This is a genomic window from Wenxinia marina DSM 24838 (assembly GCF_000379485.1).
Classification (GTDB): domain Bacteria; phylum Pseudomonadota; class Alphaproteobacteria; order Rhodobacterales; family Rhodobacteraceae; genus Wenxinia; species Wenxinia marina.
This window is the reverse complement of record NZ_KB902284.1, coordinates 1-24,862: the sequence shown is the minus strand read 5'-3', so window position 1 is coordinate 24,862 and position 24,862 is coordinate 1. Positions and strand designations below refer to the sequence as shown.

The following is a 24,862-nucleotide window of genomic DNA, read 5'->3' as shown; positions in this document are numbered from 1 at the left end:
TGCAGATCCGGGGGGCGTGCGGGGCGACCTGCTGCGTCAGCGGCGCCCGACGATGTCAGACTGGCCGGAGACGGTGCCGATGCGGAACTGACGGATGCCGGGTCCCGCTCCGATGAGGCGGCCGGCCGCCCGCGACAGGGGGCGCTCGATCCGGAAATGGCACCCGATGCCTCCCGCGACGCACAGCACGCATGTGATCGACATCGCGGCGGCCCAGCCGGTCGGGGGCAGGATCTCGAAGACCTTGAGGACGAGGATCAGCACGATGGTGTGGGCGAGGTAGATGGAATAGCTCGCATCCCCCACCAAAGCGGCCGACCGCGAGCGCCAGACCCGCCCCTCCCCCTCGAACGCCAGCGCGCCGGCGACGACCGCCACGGCCCCGACGGCCATTACCGGCCCGGTCGATCCTCCGCCCGGCACGCCGAAAGAGGTCGCGACGACGAGACCGGCTCCAACGGGCAGGAGGAGCTGCAGTCCCCGGCAACCGGACCGGTCCCAGAGACGCGACAGCCCCATCCCGGCGAGGAAGAGAAGCATCAGCGGCGAGGTCCAGGTCACCAGCACCGCGACGTCGCTTCGGAGCAACGGCCCCGCGACGCAAAGAGAAAGGATGACGGTGCCGGCCACGAGGCGCGGGCGTCCCAAAGCGAGCCCGGCGGCGAAGAGGCCGTAGAAGACCATCTCGTGATTGAGCGTCCAGCCCGGAACGAGGATCGGCCAGATCCGGTCCGGGACGCCGGTGTGGTAGTGAGGAACGAAGAACAGCGACAGCAGCAACTCGTCGACGGATGCGAGGGCCGCGCCCTGCCCGATGTCGCGCCGCAGGATGACGACGTAGTAGACGAGCGTCATCGCCCAGTAGAGCGGCACGACGCGGGCGATGCGCCTGGCGACGAACCTCCCGGCAGGCTCGTCGGACGCCGTGTGCATCATGACGAAACCGCTGATCACGAAGAAGATCAGGACCCCGGCGCGGCCGAGATCGCTGTCGGCCAGCCAGGCCGGAACGCCCGGCTGCTCCCTGACGACATGGTGCACCACGACCATCAGGGCCGCGATTCCCCGCAGATGCTGCAGGTGAAGGACGGTCGTCGGGCGCGGCATGCAAAGCTTCGACGTTCGGATCAGGTTCCCGGTGACCAGAGAGGCTGGGGATGGTTAAGAAAGGATGACCGAAGCATCCGCGCGACCGGAAACCGGCGGCTGGATCCTCTGGAGCGTGCCGCGACCGAGGGCTCCTCCCCGACCCTGTCTCTGGGCGTTGTGAGCCGTGGATCCTTCCGCTCGGTATCCCCCCCATTTCTGGCGTGTTGATGCCCCGTCCCTCATGCTCGACCATGCCCAGCGGGACCTGCTCAGCGCTCATCGCACCGGGAACCCCCATGACCTGCCGTCCCGTGCCATCCCGTCGCCCCGGGCCCATCCTCCCGGCCCCCCGCCCCGCCGCGACGCCCGGCGCATGTCCGTGAGTTCGCGCATGAGCCGCGACCGCCGGCCGGCCATCGTCGTCAACGGCAAGTTCCTGGGAGCGGAGCTCAACGGCGTGCACCGCACGGCGGCACACTACACACGGCAACTGACCCTGCGCGCCGCCCAGGACGCCCACGTTCGTCTGCTCGCGCCGAAACCGGCGACCGCTGATCCCGATCTCCCCGACCTGCGACCCGAAGTCCACCCCGGGCGCTTCGGCTCCGGCCAGGGATGGGAGATGCTGACCCTGCCGCGCCTCGCGCGGGGCGCGCTGCTGGTGAACCTCTGCAATCTCGCGCCGCTGGCGCACCGGAACTCCGTGGTGATGATCCACGACGTGCAGTCGGTCCTGTATCCCGAGGACTACACGTTCCGGCAGGTGCAGGGGTACCGGCTCCTCACTCCCCTGACCGCGCGCAGGGCGCGCCGGGTGCTGACGGTGTCGGCCTTTTCCAAGGCGTCCCTGATCGACCACGGGGTCGGCACGGAGGACACGATCGACGTGGTGCACAACGGCACGGACCATATCATCAGCCGCCCCGCCGATCCGTCCATCCTGGCCCGCCACGGGCTCGACCGCGGTGGGTACGTCATGATCCTTGGCTCGGCGAAGAGCTACAAGAACCTTCGCCGCGTCTTCGACGCGCTGCGCGAGCCCCTTGCCTCGGGCCGCCGCCTTGTCGTCGCGGGTGGCCCCGGAGCCGACGCCTACCGGGCAAAGGGGTGGGCGCCGCCTGCGGGCACCCTGTTCACCGGCTTCGTGCCGGACAGCGGCCTGCGGGCGCTCTACGAGGGGGCGCGCATGTTCCTCTTTCCGTCCCTGACCGAGGGGTTCGGCCTTCCCCCGGTGGAGGCGATGCACTGCGCCACGCCGGTCGTCGCCGCTCGGGCGGGCGCGATGCCGGAGGTCTGCGGTGGCGCGGCCGCCCTGGCCGACCCGGAGGATACGGCAGCCTGGCGCCGCGCGATCGAGCGGCTCGACAGCGACCCGGATGCCGTTCGCGACCTGACGGAGCGCGGCCGGCGCCGGGCGGCGGAGCTGAGCTGGAAGGCCGCCGGAGACAGGCTCTGGTCCCTCATCCGCCCCCTGCTCCCGTCCGGCTGATCGGAGCGGGCGGTCGCGACCGCCAGAGACCGTCCGTCACCCGGGCGGCCGGTCCCGGAGGAGCGTACCCAACCGATGCCCGGGCGATGCGGGGCGCACGGAGGGGCCGGTCCGGGAGGTGGCGGCGACCTGGGCCACGGTGAGCCCGGCCACGATCCCCGCCATCGCGAAGAAGGACGCATCGAGGTTCGGTGTGGCCTTCACCACGACGGCGCGCGCGAGGAACCCGACGAGCCCCATCCGGAGCGCGAGGATCAGCCGCTGCGTGCCGGTATCGGCATCCGGGCCGGGGGAAGTGAAGAGCCGCCACAGGAAGCCGACCAGCAGCAACAGGCCGGGAAGTCCGGTACAGCCCAGTACGGCGACCACCCAGTTCGACGCGCGGACCGACCCCAGCCCCGCCCCGAGAAGGTTGGTGTCCCAGACCGTCTGCAGGGCCTGCCGGTTCCAGTTCATGCGCTCGGTCCCTGACGCGCTCGCGAGCTTGTCGAAGAGGGTCCGGTCCAGATAGGTCTCGAACCCCGGGACGAACTGGTAGAGCACGTAGACGGCCATCGCGGCGGACGGCAGCAGCGCAAGCGCGACGCCCGCCACCCCCGCCACGCGTCGGTCGATGCCCTGACCGCCCCTGGCGGCCGTGAGCAGCCAGTTCAGGCCGAACACGACCAGCAGGATCGCGGCGCCGACATAGGCGGAGGACGAGGTGCTGCGAACCGTCAGGATGGCCGTGAGAAGCAGCATCCAGCCAGCCAGCCGATCCCTCCGACCTCCGACCGACGGCTGGCCGATCGAGGTCTGCAGCCAGTATCCCAGAAGCCCCACGCAGAGGTATCCATAAGAGGAAGCTTCGGGAAAGCCGCCGATCATGCGGCCGATGCCATTGATGCTCTGCCCAAGCGTCAGCACGTAGTTGGCCGTTCGCGCCCAGTCCAGAAGCCAGGCGACCCCGGCCGCATGCGTCAGGATGTCGAGGCCCCCCATCGCGGCGTGCACGAGAGTGACGATCGCCATCGCGCGCCGGACCAGCGCCGTATCGCGGAGCCGCAGCATCACGAGCGCCGTCGCCACGAAGGCGCCCAGCGCCAGCATCAGACGCAACATCTGCGACAGGTTGCCGGTGACGGGGGCGAGCGGGACGGAGACGATCCTGTCGACGTTCGAGAGTCGGCTGATCGTGAAGACCTCCGTCTCGCCCGCGAAGATCCGGGGAAAGAACAGCGTCGCGACAGCGGCATAGACGAGGTAGGCGAGCAGCCAGAGGCCCGGCGACCTCGGTCCGAGGATCAGGAGCAGATCCCTCACGGCGCCGCGCTGCACGAGACTTATCGCCAGCAGGGTCAGGACGGCCAGATCGACGGCGATGATGGACGTCCCGCCGACGGCGGGCAGGTTGAACGCCGCCATCATCCCCATCGGCAGCAGGGCGAACAGGGTGAGGAAACCCGTCCGCGTCCGGCGGACCAGCATGAAGGCGACGACGGCCAGCACGATGGCGGTGCTGCCTACGGCCTGCATGAACCCTCCCTGCGCTCGGCCTGCAGCGAAGACCATCCGCATGCCGGGACCGTGGACGCGCCCCACAGGCGCGCCGGACGCCGCGCCCGAAGGAGTATGGTGCGGTCTCGACCACCATCGGCCCGTCCTCGCGGCCAATCGGCCTCGCGGCGCCAGGCGCCTGGCCGGACCCCGAAATAGCGGCTTGCCATGTCGGAGTTCAGGCTCGACGGTCGGCGTCGCTTCGCACCAAGGACGGCGATCTTCCGATGGCAATAGGCAGAAGGCCCCGGCTGGTCGTCGTCAATGACGCGACCGTCGCGCGGGGCGGGGCCACCGGACTCGCGCTCCTTCAGGCCCGGCTCGCCGCCGCCCGCGGCCTCGAGGTCGTCTACTTCGCCGGAGATCGCGGCGCGCCGGCCGAGTTCGCACGGCACGGGATAACGTGCCTGTCGGCCGGCGGGGACGAGCTGGCGAAGAGCGCGCCGCTGACCGCAGGCACGCGGGGCCTCTACAACCGGGCGGCACGCGATTTGGTGCGCGAGACAGTCGCCGCCACGGACACGCCGCACACGGTCTATCACGTCCACAGCTTCTCCAAGACGCTGTCGCCGAGCATCTTCTCCGCCCTTCGCCCCGTCGCTCACCGCACCTTCGTGCACGCCCACGACTTCTTCCTCGCCTGCCCCAACGGCGGCTTCATGGACTACCGGCGCATGAAGCCGTGCGAGCGGGTGCCGCTCTCCCTCGATTGCCTGGGGACCAACTGCGACAAGCGCAGCTACGCGCAGAAGCTCTGGCGCGTCGCCCGGCAGGACGTGCTGCACCGGACGATGCCCCGCGACGCCCCTTGGGCGGGGATCGTCCTGCTGCATCCGGCGATGGCGCCGTACATGGAAAGGGCGGGCTACCCTCCGGCCCGGCTCAGGACGCTGCGGAACCCGGCCCGCGCCCTCCGCCCGGGCCGGGTCGAGGCGGAGCGCAAGGACCTGTTCGTCTTCGTCGGCCGCGTCGAGGCGGAGAAGGGAGTGACGGAGTTGATCGGCGCCGCGGCCTCGGCCGGCGTGCCGCTTCGGGTCATCGGCGACGGACCGTTGCTGCCGCGGCTGAAGGCGGCCCATCCCGAGGTCGATTTCTCCGGCTGGATCGACCGCGACAGGATCGGCGAGGCGATCGCCGACGCACGTGCTCTCGTGATGCCGTCGCGCTATCCCGAACCCTTCGGGCTGGTCGCTGCCGAGGCGTCGATGTCCGGACTGCCCGTCATCCTGTCGGAGACCGCCCTTCTCGCCCGCGAGGTGGAGGGCCACGGCGTCGGCATGACCTGCGACACCCGGGATCCGATCGCCTTCGCGTCGGCGCTGCGGAGGATGGCCGATCTGCCCCCCGGGGACGTGGCGGCGATGAGTCGACGGGGCGCCTCCGGCGCAGCGGGCCTCTGCACCACGCCCGAGGAATGGATCGACGGGCAGATCGCGATGTGGTCGGCGGCCATCGGCCGGACCGGCCCGGTGCCCGACGATCGGGAAGCCTGATGGCGCGGTCACCGCCGGCCGCCGGCGACGGTCGCCAGTTCCGGGAGGGGAGCGATGGGAGATGCAAGCCCGGGCACCCTCTCGGCAAGGTACGCCCCGAAGGCCGCACGAAAGGCGCCTTCGCCGAAGCGGGCGGCCCGGGCGGCGATGCGCTCGACCGACAGACGGGCTTCCAGGTCCGCCTCGAATCGTCGGACCGCGCCGACGAGGCTGTCCGGTGTCTGCGCGTCGAAGAACGTCCCGGTCTCGCCCTCTCGGACCGAGTCGAGCGCCCCGCCCCGGCCGTAGGCGATCACCGGCCGGCCGCAGGCCATCGCCTCGAGGGGTACGATCCCGAAATCCTCCTCGGCCGGGAAGATCAGCGCCCGGCAGTTCTGGTAGAGCTGCGTGAGTTCTTCGGCCCCAACGCGGCCGCGGAAGGAGACGTTCGCGGAAGCGGCGGCGCGCAGCCGGGACAGGTCCGGGCCGTCGCCGACGATCACCAGCCGGCGGTCGCGCAGCTGGCGGAACGCATCGATCGCGAGGTCGGCCCGCTTGTACGGGACGAGTTCCGACACGAAGAGGTAGCCGGCCCGGTCCGGATCGGCGGTGGGCCGGAAGGCGTCCAGATCGACCGGCGGGTGGATCACGGTCGAGGCCCGGCGCCAGAACTTCTCGATCCGGCGGGCGACGAACCGGGAGTTCGCCACCAGGTGATCGACCCTCTGGGCCGAGGTCACGTCCCACTGGCGCAGCCGGTGCGCGACGTGGGCGAAGACGACGCGGCCGGCGCCGCCGAAGCCGGCGGCATAGTCCGGAGACATGTCCCACAGGTAGCGCATGGGCGAATGGACGTAGCACACATGGACCGCGTCGGGGCGGGTGATGACCCCCTTGGCCGGCCCGCTCTCGCTCGAGATGACGAGGTCGTACGCCCGCAGGTCGAGTTCCTCGAGGGCGCGGGGCATGAAGCCGAGATATTTGGGGTAATGCCGGCGCGCCCCGGGCAGGCGGGCGATGGACGTCTCGACGATCCGGTGCCGCCGGAGGGTGTCGCTGATGCGGTCGCGATCGCAGACGTGGGTGAAGATGTCCGCGTCCGGAAAGAGAGTCGCGATCTGCTCGACGACCTTCTCGCCGCCCCGCATGCCGACCAGCCAGTAATGAACGATTGCGATCTTCATTCCACCTCCACCGCTGCCCCGAGTGTGGTTTCCGGCCGGTAAAGGAATCGTAACCAATTCTGCCGAATTTCTCCGGACCGGCCCGTTTCCGCCTCGCCTCGGGCGATGCGGCGCGCGGGCGAAGTTGAGGTCATTGGGCGGACTGGCTCCGCACGGACTTGAGGTGGAACGGACATGACAGAGGCAGCGGTGAACGGCCGGACCGGAGTGCCCGTCCCCCCTCCCTGTGCGCGGGACGCCTGGTCGGGGCGCGCGAAGCGGACGTTCGACCTCGTGCTCTGCCTCATGCTCTGCCTGCCGATCGCCCTCCTCGTGGCGGCGCTCTTCCTCCTGGCCCGCCTCGATGGGGGGCCGGGCTTCTTCGGCCATCGCCGGGTCGGCCGCGACGGACGCGAGTTCGTCTGCTGGAAGATCCGGACAATGGTTCCGGATGCCGAAGCCAGGCTGACCGACTACCTGGCCGAAAATCCCGACGCCCGGATGGAATGGGCGCGGGACTTCAAGCTGACGGACGACCCCCGGGTTACCCGGATCGGCCGTGTCCTGCGCGAGACCAGCCTCGACGAGCTTCCGCAGATCTGGAACGTCCTTCGCGGCGACATGAGCTTCGTCGGCCCCCGGCCGGTGACCGCCGCCGAGCTGGACAGATACCGCGGATGCGAGGCGTGCTACCTGTCACATCGCCCGGGCATGACCGGGTTGTGGCAGATCTCGGGCCGCAACGACCTCGACTACGGTTCGCGCATACGGCTCGACATGGAATATTCCCACAGCCACGGCCTGGTGCAGGATGTGCGGATCATCCTGCGCACGTGCGGCGCAGTGCTGGCGCGGACCGGACGGTGATGGGGCGGCCCGGTGCATCGCGGCCGGCTGCGGCCACGTCTCCGTCCGATTGATCCGGGTCGGGTCCGCGCCGGAGTTTCGCCGCGGGATGGCGCCCGGGTTCGACGATCGCGGTCCCGCCCGTCACTCCAGCGCCGACGCCAGCGCGCGGCGGGCGGCGCGGGCGGCGCCGACGAGGGCGGCGCGGTCGCCGAGAGGACTGATCGCGCAGCGGGGCGGGCGGGCCATGCCGCGGGCGAGCGCGGCCTCGACCGCGGCGAGGACTTCCGGCCGGGCGCCGAGGCTGCCGCCGAGGATGATGGCGCCGGGATCGAGGATGGCGGCGACGGACTGGATGCCGCGGGCGACGAGGGTGCCGAGGCGGTCGAGGACGGCGTCCAGGGCCGCCTCCGGAGCGGCGAAGGCGTCCCGCAGCGACGCGCCCTGCCCGCCCGAGGCGCGGTAGAGGCGCATCAGCGCCTCGCTGGAGATGCAGTGTTCCAGCGGACCGGACACGTGGGTCGCCGGATCCTCCGGATCGGCGCCGAGCGGCAGGAAGGCGATCTCGCCCGCCGCGCCCGTCGCGCCGCGCAGCAGCCGGCCGTCCACTACGATCCCCATGCCGATGCCGGTGCCGATGGCGATGTGCACGACCACGTCCCGGCCCCTGCCCTCGCCCGCCCACGCCTCGCCGAGGGCAGCCATGTTTGCGTCGTTCTCGAGCGCGAGGGGCACGCCGAGGGCGCGGCCGAGATCGGCGCCAATGTCGCCCTCCTCCAGCCCCGGGATGTTGGGGCCACGGTGGATCCGGCCGGTCCCCGGCTCGATCGAGGCCGGCAGGCCGAGGCCGGCGGCGACGATGGCCTCGGCTTGCCGGCCGGTGCGCGCGAGGAGCGCGTCGCGCTGGGCCACCACCTGCGCGACGAGGGCCGGGGCGCCCTCCCGGGTCGTCGGCTCGCGCATCGTCTGCAGGACGGTGCCGCCGAGGTCGCAGAGCGCGCTCAGCATCTTGGTGCCGCCGATGTCGCCGACGAGCAGCAGGCCGTGATCCGCCCGCAGCCGTCCGTCGGCACCGGTCCACCCGGCCTCGCGCAGCGCCGCGTCCGGGTGCGACACCGTCCGCTCGCCGAGGAGGGCGGCGAGGGCGGCGCGGGCCGGATCGGGGAGCGGGCGGCGGAGGGGGCGGCCGTCCATCAGGACGGCTCCAGCGCTTTCTTCGTGGACGCGTCGAACCGGTGGATCGCGCCGGCCGGGGCCCGCGCCTCGATCCGCGCCCCGACCTCGGGGATCTCGTCGCCCGGGGCGGTGCCGATGACGGTCTCGCCGTCCACGTCGAAATGGACCAGCGTCTCGGGCCCCGTCGGCTCGACCGCCGTGACCGGCCCCCACAGGGTCAGCCCGCTCGTATCGGCCACCTGTCCCGCCGCCGATCCGATCAGAAGGTCCTGCGGCCGCACCCCCAGCAGGATGGGACCGCCCTTCCGGGCGACGGGGGCATCCCCTTCGATCCCGCCCGCCAGGATGTTCATCGACGGCGTGCCGATGAAACGCGCGGTGAAGACGTCGACCGGGTTGGAGTAGATGTCCATGGGCCGGCCCTGCTGCAGGATGTGGCCGTCGCGCATGACGACGATCCGGTCTGCCATCGTCATCGCCTCGACCTGGTCGTGGGTGACGTAGGCGATGGTGGAGCCCAGGCGCTGGTGCAGGGCCTTGATCTCGATCCGCATCTGCGCGCGCAGCTGCGCGTCGAGGTTCGACAGCGGCTCGTCGAAGAGGAACGCGACGGGGTCGCGCACCATCGCACGGCCCATGGCGACGCGCTGGCGCTGCCCGCCGGAGAGCGCTGCGGGGCGGCGTTCGAGAAACGGCTCCAGCCCCAGAAGCTTCGCCGCCTCCTCGACGCGGCGGGCCTTCTCGTCCTTGTCCAGCTTCGAGGTGTAGAGGCCGATGCCGATGTTCTGGCGGACGGTCATGTGCGGGTAGATCGCGTAGTTCTGGAACACCATCGCGATGTTCCGGCTCTTTGGGTCGAGCTCGTTCACCACGCGGTCGCCGATCCGGATCTGACCGCCCGACACCTCCTCCAGCCCCGCGATCATGCGCAGCGTCGTGGACTTGCCGCAGCCCGAGGGGCCCACGAAGACGACGAACTCGCCGTCGGCGATGGCGAGGTCGATGCCGTGGATCACCTCGGTCCTGCCGAAGCGCTTGGTCAGCTTGTCGAGCGTGATGGTCGCCATCAGCGGGCCTCCGTCAGGGCGCGGAACGTGGTGTCGAGCTCGGCCGCCGAGTCCGCCTCGCGCGCGGCGGCGGCCTCGGCCCGCTGGGTGAAACCGTCGAGCGCCGCGTCGTAGGCGTGCAGCGCCTCTTCCATCGGTTCGGGGGCCGGGCCGCCGAAGCGGTCGCGCACGGCGATGAAATGCTCCGACGAGGCCGCCTCGCGGAACGCGGACTCGTCCATGCCGGGGGCGCGGCCCGTCGCATGTTCGAAGGCGGCAGCGAAGGCGGCGTATCCCGACGGCAGGTCCGACTCCTCCGCCACCACGGCGCGGGCCGTCGCGGCGGCGATCTCGTGCGCCTGCCGGAAGGACAGTCCCTCGCGCCGCACGACAGTGTCGGCCAGCTCGGTGATCGTGATGCAGGAGCGGCGGATGTTGCGGTCCACCTTGGCGGGGTCGATCCGCATCGCGGCGACGAAGGCGGCGAGCAGGTCCAGCACCCGTCCGCCGCTGGCAAAGGCCTCGTAGCCGGCCGACTGGCTCTCGCCCTCGCTGTCGTTCATGTCGGTGAAGGGCGTGTTGTGCATGATGTCCTTCATCGTGCGCGCACGGCCCATCGTCTGGCTGGCGAGGTGGCGCATGTGCTCGATCGGCACGGGATTGCGCTTCTGCGGCATGATCGAGGAAATCTGGACGAAGGCGTTCGGCACGTAGAGCTGCCCCACCTCGAACGAAGACCAGACCTGGAAGTCCTGGATCAGCCGACCGAGATGCAGGAACAGCAGCTCGACGGCGGAGTAGGCGCCGGTCGTGTAATCGACGGCGGCGATGCAGGAATAGGAGTTCCGCTGCGGCGCCGCGAAGCCGAGCAGCTGCGCCACCCGCGCCCGGTCGATGGGAAAGCCGGTGGTCGTGATCGCCGCCGCGCCCATGGAGCAGAGGTCGCAGGTCGCGCGCGCCGCCTCCAGCCGCTCGATGTCGCGGATCAGCACCTCGATGGCCGCGCCGAGGTAATGGCCGAGCGTCGTCGGCTGGGCGGGCTGGCCGTGGGTGTAGGCGACGATGATGGTGCCGCTCTCGCGCCGGGCAGTGCCGATCAGGGCCGCCAGCACGGCGCGAGCCTGTTCCATCAGCCGGTCCAGATGCGCCTTCAGCGACATCTTGAAGAGGGTGTGGTCGATGTCGTTGCGCGAGCGTCCGGTATGCAGCCAGCCGCCGGTGTCGGGGCCGACGCGCTTCTTCAGCTCGGCCTCGACGAGGAAGAACCAGTCCTCGACCTCGCCGGTATAGGTGAGCTGCGAGGGGTCAACCTCGCGGTCGATCGCCTCGAGCGCGCCGGCGATGGCGGCGGCCGTCTCGCGTTCAACGATGCCGGTCTCGGCCAGCATCACCAGATGCGCCCGGTCGATGCGGCGGAATCCGTCCACGTGATGCGTGCGCGCCCCGTCGAAGAGCGGCGCGAGCACGGTGTCGCGGTAGACCGGATCAGGAAAGCGCGTGTCGTCCGTCGCGCGGGGGTCGGTAACGCTCATCCCTTCAGCCCCGCCAGCATGACGCCGCGCACGATGTAGCGCTGCAGGGCCAGGAACACGAGCAGCGTCGGGATCGTCGCCAGCGCCGCGCCGGTCATGATCATCTCCCACCGGATCGCCTGCTCGACGGCGAAGCTCGTGAGGCCGATGGGCAGGGTGTAGAGCTCCTTCGAGGTGGTGACGATCAGCGGCCAGAAGAACGCCGTCCAGTTGCCGAGGAAGGTGAAGATGGCGAGGGCGGACAGCGCCGGCGTCACCAGCGGCATCGCGATCTTCCACCAGATGGTGAACTCGTTCATGCCGTCGATCCGCGCCGCCTCGAGGAAGTCGTCGGGCACCGTCTCGAAGAACTGCTTCATCAGGAACGTGCCGAAGGCGGTCGTCATGCCGGGGAACATGATGCCCCAGTAGCTGTCGAGCCAGCCGAACTGGGCCGACATCAGGTACCACGGGATCACCAGCATCTCGGTCGGGATCATCAGCGTCGACAGGATCGCGATGAAGATCAGCCGCCGCCCGCGGAAGCGGAACTTGGCCAGCGTGTAGCCGACGAGGCTGTCGAAGAAGAGGTTCGACACCGTCACCACGATGGCGACGATGGACGAGTTGAGGAACCAGCGGGGGAACTCGCCCTCGGACAGCACCTCGACGTAGTTCGCCAGCGTCGGCGCCGCCGGGATCAGGCGCAGGTCGTAGATCTGGCCCGGCGTCTTCAGCGAGGTCGAGAACATGTAAAGGAGCGGCGTCACCATCAGCACGCCGCCGATGAACAGGATCGTCCAGCGGATGATCCGGCCCGGTCGGATGTCGCGCATCCGGCGCTCGCGGAGGTCGGCCGTGGCGGTCATGTCCGCTCCCTCAGCACCCAGAGCTGCAGCAGCGACACGACGAGGAGGATGGTGAAGAGCACCACCGTCTGTGCCGCCGCCTGCCCCATGTCGTAGGACGAGAACGCCGTCTGGTAGATCATCAGCACCAGCGGCTTGGTCGAGCCCAGCGGCCCGCCGGGATCGTTCGTCGTCATGTTGTAGACCTGGTCGAAGATCCGCAGGAACGCGATGGAGATGAAGACGACGAGGAAGACCATCGTCGGCTTCAGCAGCGGCAGCGTGATCTTGCGCAGGATCGCCCATTCGCCGAGGCCGTCCATCCGCGCCGCCTCGTAGTATGTGTCGGGAATGGCGCGCAGGCCGGCCATGAAGATGATGATCTGGAAGCCGAGGCCGGCCCAGATCGCGGTGACCATGATCGACGGCAGCGCCCAGGTGGTCGACTTGAGGAACTCGATCTGCCCGATCCCGACTTCGCCGAGGACGCCGTTGATGAGGCCGGTGGGCGCCGGCTGGTAGAACCAGCGCCAGACCCAGGCCATCGCGGCGGCGGTCGTGATATAGGGCATGAAGTAGAGCGCGCGCAGGAAGTTGTGCGCGAAGCGGACCTTGTCGAGGTAGTAGGCGATGACGAACGCGATCACCAGGGACGTGGGCGTGCCGTAGATCAGGTACTCGAACGTGTTCCAGAACGTCTTCCAGAAGTCGTCGTCCGCGAACATGTCGCGGTAGTTCTCGAAGCCGATGAACTCGGCGTCCGACATCAGGTCCCAGTCGGTCAGGGACAGCCAGAAGGCGTTGAAGGTCGGGTAGAACCGGATGACGACGTAGAAGACGAGCGGGATCGCGAGGAAGCACCAGACCCACAGGTTGCTGCGCATCCGCATCGACATCCGCGGCTGCGAGATCAGTGGGCGCGTCGGCACCGTGTCGTGGTCGGTCGGATGTGTCATCGCCCCTCTCCGGCGCTCTCGGTCATCGCGGCGCCGCCCCGGGGAGGTGCGGGGCGGCGCCGTCCTGGACGTCCGGGATCAGTCGCGGGCGTCGTCGATGATCTCCTGCTCCTCCTCCGCCGCGGCGGCGATGGAGTCGGCGGGAGACTGGTCCTCGAGCAGGACGCGGTTCGCCATGTCGATGGCGACCTGCCGCTGCGCGGCCTCGTCCACGAACAGGGTCGTGTGGGCATAGGGCAGCGCGGCGAGGAAGGGCCCGTAGATCGGATCGGCCATGTTCTCGTCCGTCATCGCGGCCTCGCGGCGCGCCGGCAGCTCGCCCACCACGTCCAGCCAGACCGCCATCGCCTCTTCCGAGGAGATGTATTCCAGGAACTTGACGGCGGCGTCGTACTCCTCGCCTTCGGCGCCCGCGCCGATCGCGTTGGCGAAGTAGCTGGCGTAGTTGGACTGCAGGCCTTCGGCGTTCGCCGGCAGCTCGGCCACGCCCCACTCGAAATCCTCGATTTCGGAGAACGAGCCCAGGCGGAACGTGCCGTCGATGGTCATCGCGGCGCGACCCGCGCGGAACGCGGCCTGGCCCTCGTCCATGAAGCCGGGGGTGCCGATCTCGTGCACGTTCGCGAGGTCGGTGTAGAACTGCAGCGCCTCCGTGCCGGCCTCGTCGTCGTAGGTGACTTCGGAATAGTCGTCGGAGTAGGGCTGGCCGCCCATCTGCCGCACCAGCACCTCGCGCCACCACTGGTGGTCCTGCCCGGCCATGTCGAGCGTCATGCCGACGACCTCGAAGTTGCCGGCGTCGTTCTTCTGGGTCAGTTGCTGGCCGATCTCGATCAGCTCGTCCAGCGTCTCGGGCGGCCCTTCGATGCCGGCCTCGGCGAAGAGGTCCTTGTTCCAGAACAGCGCCAGCGAGCGCACCGCGGTCGGCAGGCCGTAATACTGGCCGTCACGCTCCATCGCCGAGACGATCGGGAAGAACTCTTCCTCGATCTGCTCGGGCGGGAAGACGTCCTCGGGCAGCGGCTGGATCAGCCCGCCCTCGATGAACTTGTCGGCCCAGCCGTAGAACAGCTGCATCACGTCGGGCCCCTGCCCGGCCATGTTCGCCGCGACGATGCGCGTCTGGTAGTCGGCGTAGGGGAACGTGACCTGGTTGACGGTGATGTCCGGGTTCGCCTCCTCGAAGGCGGCGATGAGCTGGTCCATCGCCTCGACGCGGGTGTCGTAGATGTACTGCCAGTATTCGATCTCGACGGCCTGCGCCGATCCGGCGAGGCAGGCGAAGGCCGAGGCGCCGGCCAACAGGTGCAGTCTGGTCATGGGGTCCTCCGTCGGGGAATGACGGCGCCTCTGACGGGCGCCTGGGAAGCGTGGAGGCACGCCGGTCGCAGGGCGGGCCTCTCGCAAGCGTGAGTGACCGGGACGATTCGTGTCAATATGATAAATATCTTGTTTTATTCTTTTGCCCGCCCCACCCTCGGGGCGGGTCCGCCCTGCCGGGCCGCAGCCGAGGACCGAGACACGTGCCGCCCAAGGACGCCGCCCGCCCCACCGCCCGGGGCAAGAACCCGGGCCGCAACCGCGAGCACAACCGGCGCGTGGTGCTGGATCTGATGCGCCAGCAGGGCCGGACCGGCCGGCGCGAGCTGGCCCGGCTGTGCCAGCTCACCCCGCAGTCCGTGACGAACATCATCGACGATCTGATCGCCGAGAACCTGATCCTCCCCGCCGGCCGCCGCACCGCCTCGGGCCGGGGTCAGCCGCCGCTGGACTACGAGATCAACCCCGACGGCGCCTTCACCATCGGGATCGAGCTGGCGGTGACGCGGATGACCGCCGTCGTCGTCGACCTCGCCGACCGGATCCGGGTGCGGACCTCGTTCGAGGTCGCCGACATGTCCCCCGCGGGCGCCCTGCCCCGGATCGAGGCGCTGGTCGCCGAGCTGCGCGCGGGCCAGCCGGGACGGCTGATGGGGATCGGCGTCGTCATGCCGGGCCCGTTCGAGATCGAGGGATTCTCCGGCGTCGGCCCGACCACCCTGCCCGGCTGGGCCGGAATCGACGCCGCGGCGGCACTGACCTCTCTCCTCGGGATCCCCGTCGCGGTGGAGAACGACGCGAACGCCGTGGCCATCGGCGAGACCCTGCTGGGCGCCGGGCGGCACCTGTCGCAGTTCGGCGTGATCTACTTCGGCACCGGCATCGGCCTCGGCACGGTCTCGTCGGGGACGCTGATGCGCGGCGCCTTCGGCAACGCGGGCGAGATCGGCCACATCGTCGCCGCGCCCGGCGGGCGGCCCTGTCCCTGCGGGCAGCAGGGCTGCCTCGAGCGCTACGCCTCGACCCACGCCCTGCGCGAGCGGCTGCTGGCCTCGGGGCGCTCGGGCGACCTTGCGGAGCTCGACACCGCTCATCCCGAGACCGATCCCGTGCTCGATGCCTGGCTGGACGAGGCGGCGGCGCACCTCGCACCCGTCGTGTCGATCCTCGAGAACGTCCTCGACCCGCAGACCATCATCCTCGCCGGCGGCCTCGCGCCCGACTGGCTCGACGCGATCATCGCGCGGATGCGGCTCGGCACCAGCGTCGCGCGCCGCAGCGACCGCGCCCTGCCCCGCGTCATCCGCGGCCAGAGCGGCACCTTCGCCGCCGCCATCGGCGCCGCCGCGCTGCCGATGCACGAGGCGGTGACGCCCCGGCTGGAGCTGAGCGAGGTCGCCCCCCTCGACACCGAACGGATGGAGCAGCCCGGATGACCGACACCTCCCCCACCCCGCAGGAGCGGCTGGCCCGCGACGAGGGCGATCCCGCGCTGGTCCGCCTGCACCGCGCGCTGTCCCGTCTCGGCTCGGTCCTGACGATGATGAACACCGGCGCCCATCCCGACGACGAGCATAGCGGCCTGCTGGCCTGGCTGCGCTTCGGGCGGGGGATGCGGACGGTCGTCGCCTGCTCCACCCGCGGCGAGGGCGGGCAGAACGTGATCGGGGCGGAGCGGGGCGCCGCCCTCGGCCTGCTGCGCACCCGCGAGATGGAGGAGGCGGCGCGCGTCCTCGACTGCGACGTGGCGTGGCTGGGCTTCGGCCCGGACGATCCGGTGCACGATTTCGGCTTCTCCAAGGACGGCGACGACACGTTCGCCCGCTGGGGCGAGGATCTGGTCGTGGCACGGCTGGTGCGGGCGATCCGGCAGTATCGGCCCGATATCGTCCTGCCGACCTTCCTCGACGTGCCCGGCCAGCATGGCCACCACCGCGCGATGACGCGGGCGGCGGAGACGGCGATCCGCCTGGCCGCCGACCCGGCGCACGACGACGGCCTCGCGCCGTGGACGGTGGCGCGGCACTACCTGCCGGCCTGGAGCGGCGGCGGCGGCACCTACGACGACGAGGTGCCGCCGCCCGACGCGACCGTGACCGAGAGGGCCGCCGGCCGCGATCCGGCCACCGGCGCCGACTGGGCGCGGATCGGCGAATGGTCCCGCCGGCGCCACGCCAGCCAGGGCATGGGCCGCTGGCACGACACGCCCGCGACGGAATGGCCGCTGCACCGCGTCGGCGGCGTCGCAGAGGCGCGGGTGGCGGACGACCTACCGCAGACCCTCGGCGATCTCGCGGCTCTGGAGCCCGAGGCGGCCGGCGCGCTGGCCGAGGCGGAGGCGGCCTGCAGCGCCGCGCGCGCCGCCTTCCCCGACCGCGACGCCATCCTCGCCGCCCTCGCCACCGCGGCAGCCGCGCTGGAGCGGGCGGAACCGGCGACGGGCGAAACCAACCGCCACCGCGTCGCGCTGAAGCGCCGGCAGGTCGCCGTGGCGGCAATGGAGGCCGCCGGCCTGTCGCCGCGCCTGTTGGTCCCCGGCGACGATCTGCGGGCGGGAGGCACGGCCGAAGTGCAAGCGCACGTGGCCGAGCCGCTCGCCTCGGAGGTGTCGGACGTGCACATCGACCTCCGCCTGCCCGAGGGCGTGACCGCGACCGGCGGCGAGTCGATCCGGCTGTCGGCCGCAGAGTCGGCCGAGCCGAGCCCTGCCTTCACCGACGGCTGGTCGCCCCTCGGCGGAAACAGCCCCGTCGGCGCCGTCCTCACGGCGACTCTGCACGGCCGCGCCACCCGCGCCGACGTGAACCCTGAAAGGCCCTTCGTCGTCGGCCCGGCCGCCCTCCTCGCCCCCTCGCCCGACGCCTTCGTGCGCGGGATCGGCGGGCCGTCCGCGCCCCTCGTCTTCACCCACGACGGCGCCGCCCCCCTCGGCGCCGACCTCCCCTTCGGCTGGTCGATGGAGGATGCGGACGGCCGCGCGGTGATAACGCCCCCGGTGGGGGCCGAGCCGGGCCTGACCCGCATCGTGCCCACCCTCGACGGCCGCCCCGCCACCCGCGAGACCGTCACCGTCCACTCCCATACCGGCGCGATTCGCAGCCGCGAGGAGGCGGCGATCCGCGTCCTGCACCTCGACCTCGCGCTGCCCGAGGGCGCCCGGATCGGCTGGATCGGCGGCGGCAGCGACCGGACGGACCTGTGGATGCGCCGGATGGGCCTCGACGTCACCGACATCGACGGGCTCGCGCCCGACACAGACCTGTCCGGCTTTACCGCCATCGTGGTCGGCGTGGTCGCGCTGGCGAGCCGGCCGGACGTGCGCAGCGCGATCGGCAGGATCCACGAGTTCGTCCGGAACGGCGGCACGCTGGTGACGCTGTACCAGCGGCCCGACCAGGGCTGGGATCCGCAGACCGTCCCGCCCGCGCCGCTGACCATCGGCACGCCGTCGCTCCGCTGGCGCGTGACGGACGAAAACGCGGCGGTGACCCTGCTGGAACCGGACCACCCCGTCCTGAACGCCCCGAACCGGATCGGCCCCGCCGACTGGGAGGGCTGGGACAAGGAGCGCGGCCTCTACTTCGCCTCCGACTGGGACGAGCCTTACGTCCCGCTCCTCTCGATGTCCGACGCCGGCGAGGGGCCACTCAAGGGCGCACTCGTCACCGGCAGGTTCGGCCGCGGGCGGCACAGCCACGTCGCGCTGAACCTGCACCACCAGCTCGACCGGATGGTGCCGGGCGCGTTCCGCCTGTTGGCGAACCTCGTCGCGCCCGAGGCGTGAGGCCGGCAGCGGTCAGCGCGGAGGCCGACGACGCCCCTGCCGTCGGCATCGCCTGGCTGCTGACCGACATGACGCTGGTCACCGTGGTGAACGTCCTCGTCAAGGCGACGGGCACCGAGATCCCGGCCTTCCAGCTCGTCTTCCTGCGCGCCGCGGTGGGCCTCATCCTGATCGCGCCCCTCGTCTGGGGCCACCGGGACGAGCTGCGGCGCATGGGCGACCCCTGGCGCAATGCCGGCCGTGTCGCCTGCAACGCCGCGGCGCTGACGCTGACCTTCACCGCGCTCACGATGCTGCCGCTGGCCGTCGTCAACGCCGTCGGCTTCACCCGCCCGCTGGTGACGATGGGCCTCGCCGTCCTCCTGCTGCGCGAGCGGGTAGCGCGGTCGCAATGGGGCGGCCTCGCGGTGACGCTGGCGGGGGTCGTTGTGATCGTGGCGCCGGGACAGGGGGCGTTCGGGCCGATCCCGGTGGCCGGCGTGCTGGTCGCCCTCGCCGGGGTTGGCTTCGGCGCGATGGCGGCGGTGCAGACCCGGGCGCTCCGCGGCGAGAGCACGATGGTGATGATGCTGTTCTACACCGTCGGGCTGTGCGGCATCACCGCGATCCCGGCGGCCGTCGTCTGGACCCCGCCGACCGGGGCGGAGTGGCTGACGATCCTCGTCATCGGAGCCTTCGCGCAAGGGGCCCAGCTCTGCTTCCTGCGCGCCTACCGGGCGGCGCGGGCGTCGGTCCTGTCGCCGGTCTCCCACGTCTCGATCCTGTTCGCGACGCTCGCCGGCTGGCTCGTCTTCGCCGAGCGGCCCGGGCCGACCTTCGTCGCCGGCGCCGGCCTCATCCTCGCGGGCGGGCTGATCGGCGCCGCGGCCGCCGGGGCCCGACCGTGGGGCCACCGGCACCGCTGAGGCGTCAGCGCGGCAGGGTCCGCCCGCCCAGCTCCAGCTCGGTCCTGAGCGGCAGATCCGTGGCGGAGAGCCCGGCCTCGAGGGTGAACCGCCCCTCCTCCACCATCCATGCGCCCGTCGTCACGTCGTAGAAGGCGAAGGCGCGGGGCGGCAGGGCGATCTCGACCGCGGCCGATGCGCCCGCGTCGAGGCGCACCTTGGCGAATCCCTTCAGCTCGCGCACCGGGCGCGGCACCGAGGCGTCGGGATCGCCGACGTAGAGCTGCACCACGGTCGAGCCGGCCCGGTCGCCGGTGTTGGTCACCGTGAGCCGCGCCGTCGCGCTGCCCTCGTCGCTCGCCTCGGCCGACAGGTCCGACAGGGCGAACGAGGTGTAGGACAGGCCATGCCCGAACGGGAACAGCGGCGTGATCCCGTGGCGGTCGTAGTGCCGCTGGCCGATGAAGACGCCCTCCTCGTAGCGGACCTTCCCGTCGAGGCCGGGATAGACCTCGGGATCCTGGCTCCATGTCGGGTTGTCCTGCACGCGCACGGGAAAGGTCTGCGGCAGCCGGCCGCCCGGCTCGGCGTCGCCGAACAGCACGTCGACGATGGCGTTGCCCGCCTCCTGCCCCGGATACCAGGCCTGCAGCACCGCCCTGGCTCGGCCGATCCAGGGCATCTCGACCGGGCCGCCGGTCTGCAGGACGATCACCGCGTTCGGATTGGCGGCGAGCACCGCCTCGACCAGCTCGGCCTGCCGGCCCGGCAGCTCGATCCCGTCGAGGTCGGAGCCTTCGGTGTCCCACTCGCCCGAGCGGCCGACGAAGAGGATTGCCGTCTCCGCTTCGCCCGCAATCCGCACCGCCTCGGCGATGTCGGCGTCGCCGAGGGGGCGGGACACGCCGAAGCGGAAGGCGGTCACATCGAGATTGTCGGGCGTCTTCGGCCGCACCTCGACCGTGACCTGCACCGTCTGTCCGGCGGCCAGGTCGACCGTCCCCGTCACCTCGTCGTTGCCCTCCTCGAAGAAGGTCCGGCCCTTCGCCCAGGCCCCCTCCTCGGCATCGACGACGAGCGCGCCGTCAACGTAGAGCCGGCCGTAGCCGGCGGCGTGGAGGCCGAAGCGGTGCGGGCCGTCCGCCTCGGCGGTGAAGCTGCCGGTGACGCGCGCGGTGAAGGCGCGGGGATCGACCTTGCCGCCGCCGTAGGGCGGGGCGAGGAAGGCGACGGACTGCTCCATAGTTTCGGAATGGACGGCGGGGCCGGTCCAGTCGGTCGAATCGAAGTAGTCGATGGTCAGGCCGCCCTCGATCAGCGGCTCCCACCGGTGGTTGTCGCAGCCCTTGGCGTAGGTCAGCACGTCCGCTCCGAGCCGCTCGACGAGCCCGTCCCACGGCGAGACGCGGTAGTGCGGGTTCAGCTGGGCCGACCCGCCGCCCATGATCTGCGCCACCTTGGCGTTGGGTCCGATGACGGCGACCGTTCCGGGCGCCTCCGCCAGCGGCAGGACGCCCTCGTTCTTCAGCAGGACGGTCCCCTCCGCCCCGGCGCGGCGGATCAGCGCGCGGTCATCGGGGCGGTCGTTCGCCCGCTCCTCGAAGGGCCTGTCGTCGTGCAGGGCGCCGGTGCGTGCCATCAGGCGCAGGATATTGCGTGCCCGCTCGCGGATCGTCTCGCGCGACACCTCGCCCGCCTCGACGGCGGCGATGAGCTGCGGCCCGCGGTCGCGGGTCGGCCCCGGCATCTCCAGATCGAGGCCGGCATTCACCGTCGGCGCCGTCGTGCGCGAGCCGAACCAGTCGGACATCACCACGCCGTCGAAGCCCCAGTCGTCGCGCAGCACCTCGGTCAGCAGCCAGTAATTCTCGGCCGTGTAGGTGCCGTTCAGCTTGTTGTACGAGGACATGACGGCCCAGGTCCCCGCCTCCTTCACCGCCGCCTCGAACGGGCGCAGGTAGATCTCGCGCAGCGCCCGCTCGGGGATCTCGGAGTTGATGGTGGTCCGCTCGATCTCGCTCTCGTTGCCGGCGAAATGCTTGACCGTCGCGGCGACGCCGCCCGACTGCAGGCCGGTGACGTAGCCGGCGGTGAGTTGCGCGGCGAGTTCGGGGTCTTCGGAATAGCACTCGAAGTTGCGGCCGTTGGTGACGCTGCGGTGGATGTTCACCGTCGGGGCCAGCGAGACGTGGGCGCCCTTGGACTTCACCTCTTCGGCGATGGCCGCGCCGATTTCGCGGGCGAGCTCGGGGTCCCATGTCGCACCGATGGCGATGCCGACCGGAAACGCCGCCGCCGTCACGCCGCCGACGAGCGAGCCGGAGCCGCGGGCGCCGTTCGGGCCGTCGGTGACCCGCAGCTTGCCGATGTTCAGCCGCGGGATCGCGGGGAGCGACCAGATATCCTCGCCCGACAGGAGAGAGACCTGCTCCTCCAGCGTCATCCGGTCGAGGAGGGAATCGAGATCGGTGTCGGTCATCTGGTCGGTCCTTTGCTGACCGCCGGCGCGGGAGGTCAGTCCCCGGCCGGCGCCTCCCCGTCCGGCCGGCCGCGGAAGCCGGTGGCGAGGACGAATTTCTCGGAGGAATCCGCGCGGCTCGCCGGCGGCTTCACGTTCTCGACCTTGGTGAAGGCCTGCTTGAGGCGCTTCTGCAACTCGCCCTCGGCCCCGCCCGCGAGGACCTTGGCGACGAAGGTGCCGCCTGGCGCGAGCACGTCGAAGGCCAGTTCGGCCGCGGCCTCGCACAGTGCGATGATGCGGATGTGGTCGGTCTGCTTGTGGCCCGACGACGAGGCGGCCATGTCCGACATCACCACGTCCGCCTGCCCGCCCAGCCAGCCCTTGATCTTCTCGTCCGCGTCGTCGGCCAGGAAGTCGAGCTGGTGGATCTCGGCCCCCGGGATCGGGTCGATCTCCTGCAGGTCGACGCCGATGATGCGGCCGATCTTCTTGCCCGGCTTCTCTCCCAGCGCGTTGGTGCGCGCGACGGCCACCTGGCACCAGCCGCCCGGCGCGCAGCCGAGGTCGATGACCCGGGCGCCGGGGACGAGGAAGCGGGCGCGGTCGTCGAGTTCGAGGATCTTGTAGGCGGCGCGGCCGCGGTAGCCGTCGGCCTTGGCGCGGCGGACATAGGGGTCGTTCAGCTGCCGCTCGAGCCACAGGGTCGAGCTGAGCTTGCGGCCCTTCGCCGTCTTCACCCGCACCGTCAGGTCGCGCTGGCCGCGGCCGGACGTGTTCTTTTTCGGACCCTTCGCCATGTGCCGCAGCTAGGCGAGCGGCCGCGGCTTGTCCAGCGGCGGCGTCCGGCTCAATCGCAAACGAATCTTTGCAAACATTTCTTTGCGGTCTATATCGGGGGCATGACCGACACGCGCCCCATCAAGCAGATCCGCCCCGGCCCCGAGGCCCTGAAGGCCCTCACCCATGCCGACCGGCTCCGCATGCTCGCGATCCTCCGGCTTGAAGGCCCGCAGACGGCGAGCGGACTGGCAACGCGGCTGGGGCTCACCTCCGGCGCCACCTCGTACCACCTGCGGCAGCTCGCCCAGCACGGCTTCATCGAGGATGCGCCCGACCTCGGCACCGGGCGCGACCGCTGGTGGCGGGCGGCGCACGAATCGACCAACACCGAGGACGACGCCCCTGCCGGCAGCTCCGAGGCCGAGACGATCGGCGCCTATCTCTCGGCCATCGTCGGCGGGCAGGTCCGCCTGATCCTCGCCGCGCAGTCCCGCCATGCCGGGCTCCCGGTCGAGTGGCGCCGGGCGAGCACCGCCAGCGACGCGACCTTCTGGCTGACCGCCGACGAGGCGCGGGCGCTGACCGAGCGGCTGGTGGACGAGTTGCGCGCGCTGAAGGCGGCCAACCCGCCGCTCGACGGCCCCGCGCCCCAGGGGAGCCGCCGCTTCAGCGTGCAGATCCACGCCTTCCCGCATCCCGGCTTCGGAGAGACGGAATGAAACGCCCTGCCCTGTCCGCCCTCCTCCTCGCGCAGGGGACCGCGCTCCTCGGCACCCGGCTGTCGATGATCGCCGTGCCGTGGCTGGTGCTCACGGAACTCGGCGATCCGATCTGGGCCGGCGTGGTCGCCTTCGCCGAGATCGCGCCCTACGTGGTCGCCAAGGCCGCGGGCGGGCCGCTGATCGACCGTCTCAGCGCGCGGCGGGTGTCCGTCTGGACCGACCTCGCCTCGGTCGCCGCGCTCGCGGCCGTGCCGCTGCTCTACGGCCTCGGCGTGCTGACGCCGCTCCTGCTGGTGCCGCTGATGGCGCTGGTCGGAACGCTCCGCGGGCCTGCGGATGCCGCGAAATACGCGATGGTGCCCTCCGTCGCCGAGGCCGCGGACGTCCCGCTGACCCGCGTGACGGGCTTGATCTCGGGGATCGAGCGCCTGTCCGGCCTCGTCGGCGCCGGCCTCGCCGCAGGTCTCGTCGCCTTGATCGGGCCGGCCAACGCCTTGGCGGTGAACGCGGGGCTCGTCGGCCTTGCGGCGCTCGTCGTCGCGGTCGGCCTGCCCGGTCTCGGCCGCCCCGAGCCGGACGACAGCGGCGAGGGCTACCTCGCGCAGCTGCGCGGCGGCTGGCGGTTCCTGCGCGCCGACGGCACGTTGCTGGCGATCACGATGATGGTCGCGGTGACCAACCTCCTCGACCAGGGGATGGCCGTCGTGCTGCAGCCGCTCTGGGCGCAGGGCGCGGGTGGCGTGGCCTACCTGGGTGCGTCGCAGGTCTGTTTCGGGGTCGGCGCCCTGTGCGGGTCGCTGGTCGCCGCCGGCTGGGCGGAGAGGGTGCCGCGCCTGCGCACCTACGCCATCGGCTTCTTCCTGATCGGCCTGCCCCGCTTCGCGCTATTCGTCGTGCCGCTGCCGATCTGGACGCTGTTCGTCGGCCTCGCGATCGGGGGCTTCGCTGCGGGCTTCATCAATCCGATCGTCAGCGCGATCATCTTCGAGAGGGTGCCGCGGCGGCTGGTCGGCCGGGTCAGCTCTCTCTTCACCGCGATCGCGTGGTCGCTGATGCCGCTGGGCGGCCTGGCGGCGGGTGCGCTGGTTCAGGGCGCGGGCCTGACGGCGGCGTTCCTGGCCCTGGGCGCGGCGTACTTCGCGGCGACGATGGTGCCATTCCTGGTGCCGGGGTTCCGGCGGATGGATGCGCGGGCGGCGGAGGCGGAGGTGGAGAAGCTGGAGCGGGCGGCGTGAGAGGCGGGCGGCGTCTCCGGCGTCGCCCGCCCGGCCTTGAGCCGGGGCCTCGACCAGTGTCGCGCTTCATCTGCGAGAGGCCCCGGCTCAGGGCCGGGGCGGGTGACATCAAGCGATCAGGCTCTCGCGCAGCCCCCGCCCGGAACAGTCGCGCCAGCGGCCCGGGCAGCGTGCGAGACGCGCGACGCCGCCGCCACAGGATGCCCGCCCCGGCCCTGAGCCGGGGCCTCGACCGATGTCGCGCGACGTCCGCGCGAGGCCCCTGTCTAACGAAATCATGTCAATGTGCTGGTGGCGGACGGCATCCCGTGAGGTCCCAGGGCTTGGAGCCCGCGAGCCGGCGCGGGAGTCGTCCGCCTTTGGATCGTCAACCTGAACAGTTGCTTGGGGCTGCGTGACCAGACCCCGCACCGACAGGGACAGGAGAAGATCATGACAGAAGAGTGCATCGGCGTCGACGTCTCGAAGCGGTGGATCGACGTGCATCATCCGCAGACCGGACCGGCCCGTCTGGCCACCGAGCCCAAGGTCCTTCGCTCCTTCG

The 24,862-nt window shown here is 71.2% G+C and carries 19 protein-coding genes; 8 read left to right on the top strand and 11 right to left on the bottom strand.

Features of this window, described 5'->3' with window-relative positions:
- Positions 1 to 36: 36 nt before the first annotated feature.
- Complete coding sequence (locus A37W_RS21185) at positions 37 to 1,107, bottom strand: acyltransferase family protein (RefSeq protein ID WP_018302404.1); 1,071 nt, start codon at positions 1,105 to 1,107, stop codon at positions 37 to 39.
- A 373-nt stretch (positions 1,108 to 1,480) separates the two neighbouring features.
- On the opposite strand from A37W_RS21185, the gene A37W_RS0107455 reads away from it, so the two are divergent.
- Positions 1,481 to 2,578, top strand: coding sequence for a glycosyltransferase family 4 protein (locus tag A37W_RS0107455; RefSeq protein WP_156169443.1), 1,098 nt, complete (start codon positions 1,481 to 1,483; stop codon positions 2,576 to 2,578).
- A gap of 36 nt (positions 2,579 to 2,614) precedes the next feature.
- On the opposite strand, the gene A37W_RS0107450 is transcribed toward A37W_RS0107455, so the two are convergent.
- The gene (locus A37W_RS0107450) at positions 2,615 to 4,093 is read right to left on the bottom strand and encodes a hypothetical protein (RefSeq protein ID WP_018302402.1); all 1,479 of its coding nucleotides are present in this window, start codon (positions 4,091 to 4,093) and stop codon (positions 2,615 to 2,617) included.
- A gap of 248 nt (positions 4,094 to 4,341) precedes the next feature.
- Here A37W_RS0107450 and A37W_RS0107445 point away from each other — a divergent pair, with 248 nt between their 5' ends.
- Complete coding sequence (locus A37W_RS0107445; RefSeq protein ID WP_018302401.1) at positions 4,342 to 5,607, top strand: glycosyltransferase family 4 protein; 1,266 nt, start codon at positions 4,342 to 4,344, stop codon at positions 5,605 to 5,607.
- Between the two features lie 8 nt (positions 5,608 to 5,615).
- Here the strand turns inward: A37W_RS0107445 and A37W_RS0107440 are convergent, their stop codons facing one another.
- Entirely contained in the window at positions 5,616 to 6,770 is a 1,155-nt protein-coding gene (locus tag A37W_RS0107440; protein ID WP_018302400.1) for a glycosyltransferase, read from the bottom strand.
- Between the two features lie 174 nt (positions 6,771 to 6,944).
- Here A37W_RS0107440 and A37W_RS0107435 point away from each other — a divergent pair, with 174 nt between their 5' ends.
- Positions 6,945 to 7,616 carry a sugar transferase gene (locus tag A37W_RS0107435; RefSeq protein WP_018302399.1) on the top strand — a complete coding sequence of 224 codons (672 nt, stop codon included), beginning with the start codon at positions 6,945 to 6,947 and terminating at the stop codon, positions 7,614 to 7,616.
- 123 nt (positions 7,617 to 7,739) lie between these two features.
- Here the strand turns inward: A37W_RS0107435 and A37W_RS21180 are convergent, their stop codons facing one another.
- The 6 genes from A37W_RS21180 to A37W_RS0107405 form a co-directional block, all read right to left on the bottom strand.
- A complete protein-coding gene (locus A37W_RS21180) occupies positions 7,740 to 8,789 on the bottom strand; it encodes an ROK family protein (protein WP_018302398.1) in 1,050 nt (349 codons plus the stop codon).
- The gene (locus A37W_RS0107425) at positions 8,789 to 9,838 is read right to left on the bottom strand and encodes an ABC transporter ATP-binding protein (RefSeq protein WP_018302397.1); all 1,050 of its coding nucleotides are present in this window, start codon (positions 9,836 to 9,838) and stop codon (positions 8,789 to 8,791) included. The genes A37W_RS21180 and A37W_RS0107425 overlap by 1 nt, the downstream gene beginning before the upstream one ends.
- A complete protein-coding gene (gene argH / locus A37W_RS0107420) occupies positions 9,838 to 11,349 on the bottom strand; it encodes an argininosuccinate lyase (RefSeq protein ID WP_018302396.1) in 1,512 nt (503 codons plus the stop codon). The genes A37W_RS0107425 and argH overlap by 1 nt, the downstream gene beginning before the upstream one ends.
- Positions 11,346 to 12,197, bottom strand: coding sequence for a carbohydrate ABC transporter permease (locus A37W_RS0107415; RefSeq protein ID WP_018302395.1), 852 nt, complete (start codon positions 12,195 to 12,197; stop codon positions 11,346 to 11,348). Before A37W_RS0107415 ends, argH begins: the two co-directional genes overlap by 4 nt.
- A complete protein-coding gene (locus tag A37W_RS0107410; RefSeq protein ID WP_018302394.1) occupies positions 12,194 to 13,132 on the bottom strand; it encodes a carbohydrate ABC transporter permease in 939 nt (312 codons plus the stop codon). The genes A37W_RS0107415 and A37W_RS0107410 overlap by 4 nt, the downstream gene beginning before the upstream one ends.
- Before the next feature lie 78 nt (positions 13,133 to 13,210).
- Entirely contained in the window at positions 13,211 to 14,452 is a 1,242-nt protein-coding gene (locus A37W_RS0107405; RefSeq protein WP_018302393.1) for a sugar ABC transporter substrate-binding protein, read from the bottom strand.
- Positions 14,453 to 14,655: 203 nt separating this feature from the next.
- On the opposite strand from A37W_RS0107405, the gene A37W_RS0107400 reads away from it, so the two are divergent.
- Genes A37W_RS0107400 through A37W_RS0107390 form a run of 3 tightly spaced genes read left to right on the top strand, consistent with a single transcriptional unit; the run spans position 14,656 to position 19,141 of the window.
- Positions 14,656 to 15,888 (top strand): ROK family transcriptional regulator, encoded by a 1,233-nt coding sequence (locus A37W_RS0107400; RefSeq protein WP_018302392.1) that lies wholly within the window; start codon positions 14,656 to 14,658, stop codon positions 15,886 to 15,888.
- A complete protein-coding gene (locus tag A37W_RS0107395) occupies positions 15,885 to 18,236 on the top strand; it encodes a PIG-L family deacetylase (protein WP_018302391.1) in 2,352 nt (783 codons plus the stop codon). The genes A37W_RS0107400 and A37W_RS0107395 overlap by 4 nt, the downstream gene beginning before the upstream one ends.
- Complete coding sequence (locus tag A37W_RS0107390; RefSeq protein WP_018302390.1) at positions 18,233 to 19,141, top strand: DMT family transporter; 909 nt, start codon at positions 18,233 to 18,235, stop codon at positions 19,139 to 19,141. Before A37W_RS0107395 ends, A37W_RS0107390 begins: the two co-directional genes overlap by 4 nt.
- A gap of 4 nt (positions 19,142 to 19,145) precedes the next feature.
- Here A37W_RS0107390 and A37W_RS21175 read toward each other — a convergent pair whose 3' ends face one another.
- Both A37W_RS21175 and A37W_RS0107380 read right to left on the bottom strand, forming a co-directional pair.
- Complete coding sequence (locus A37W_RS21175) at positions 19,146 to 21,599, bottom strand: beta-glucosidase (RefSeq protein WP_018302389.1); 2,454 nt, start codon at positions 21,597 to 21,599, stop codon at positions 19,146 to 19,148.
- A gap of 35 nt (positions 21,600 to 21,634) precedes the next feature.
- Positions 21,635 to 22,378 (bottom strand): RlmE family RNA methyltransferase, encoded by a 744-nt coding sequence (locus A37W_RS0107380; protein WP_018302388.1) that lies wholly within the window; start codon positions 22,376 to 22,378, stop codon positions 21,635 to 21,637.
- A 102-nt stretch (positions 22,379 to 22,480) separates the two neighbouring features.
- On the opposite strand from A37W_RS0107380, the gene A37W_RS0107375 reads away from it, so the two are divergent.
- Both A37W_RS0107375 and A37W_RS0107370 read left to right on the top strand, forming a co-directional pair.
- The gene (locus A37W_RS0107375) at positions 22,481 to 23,080 is read left to right on the top strand and encodes an ArsR/SmtB family transcription factor (protein ID WP_018302387.1); all 600 of its coding nucleotides are present in this window, start codon (positions 22,481 to 22,483) and stop codon (positions 23,078 to 23,080) included.
- Positions 23,077 to 24,318, top strand: coding sequence for an MFS transporter (locus tag A37W_RS0107370; protein ID WP_018302386.1), 1,242 nt, complete (start codon positions 23,077 to 23,079; stop codon positions 24,316 to 24,318). Before A37W_RS0107375 ends, A37W_RS0107370 begins: the two co-directional genes overlap by 4 nt.
- Positions 24,319 to 24,862: the final 544 nt, after the last annotated feature.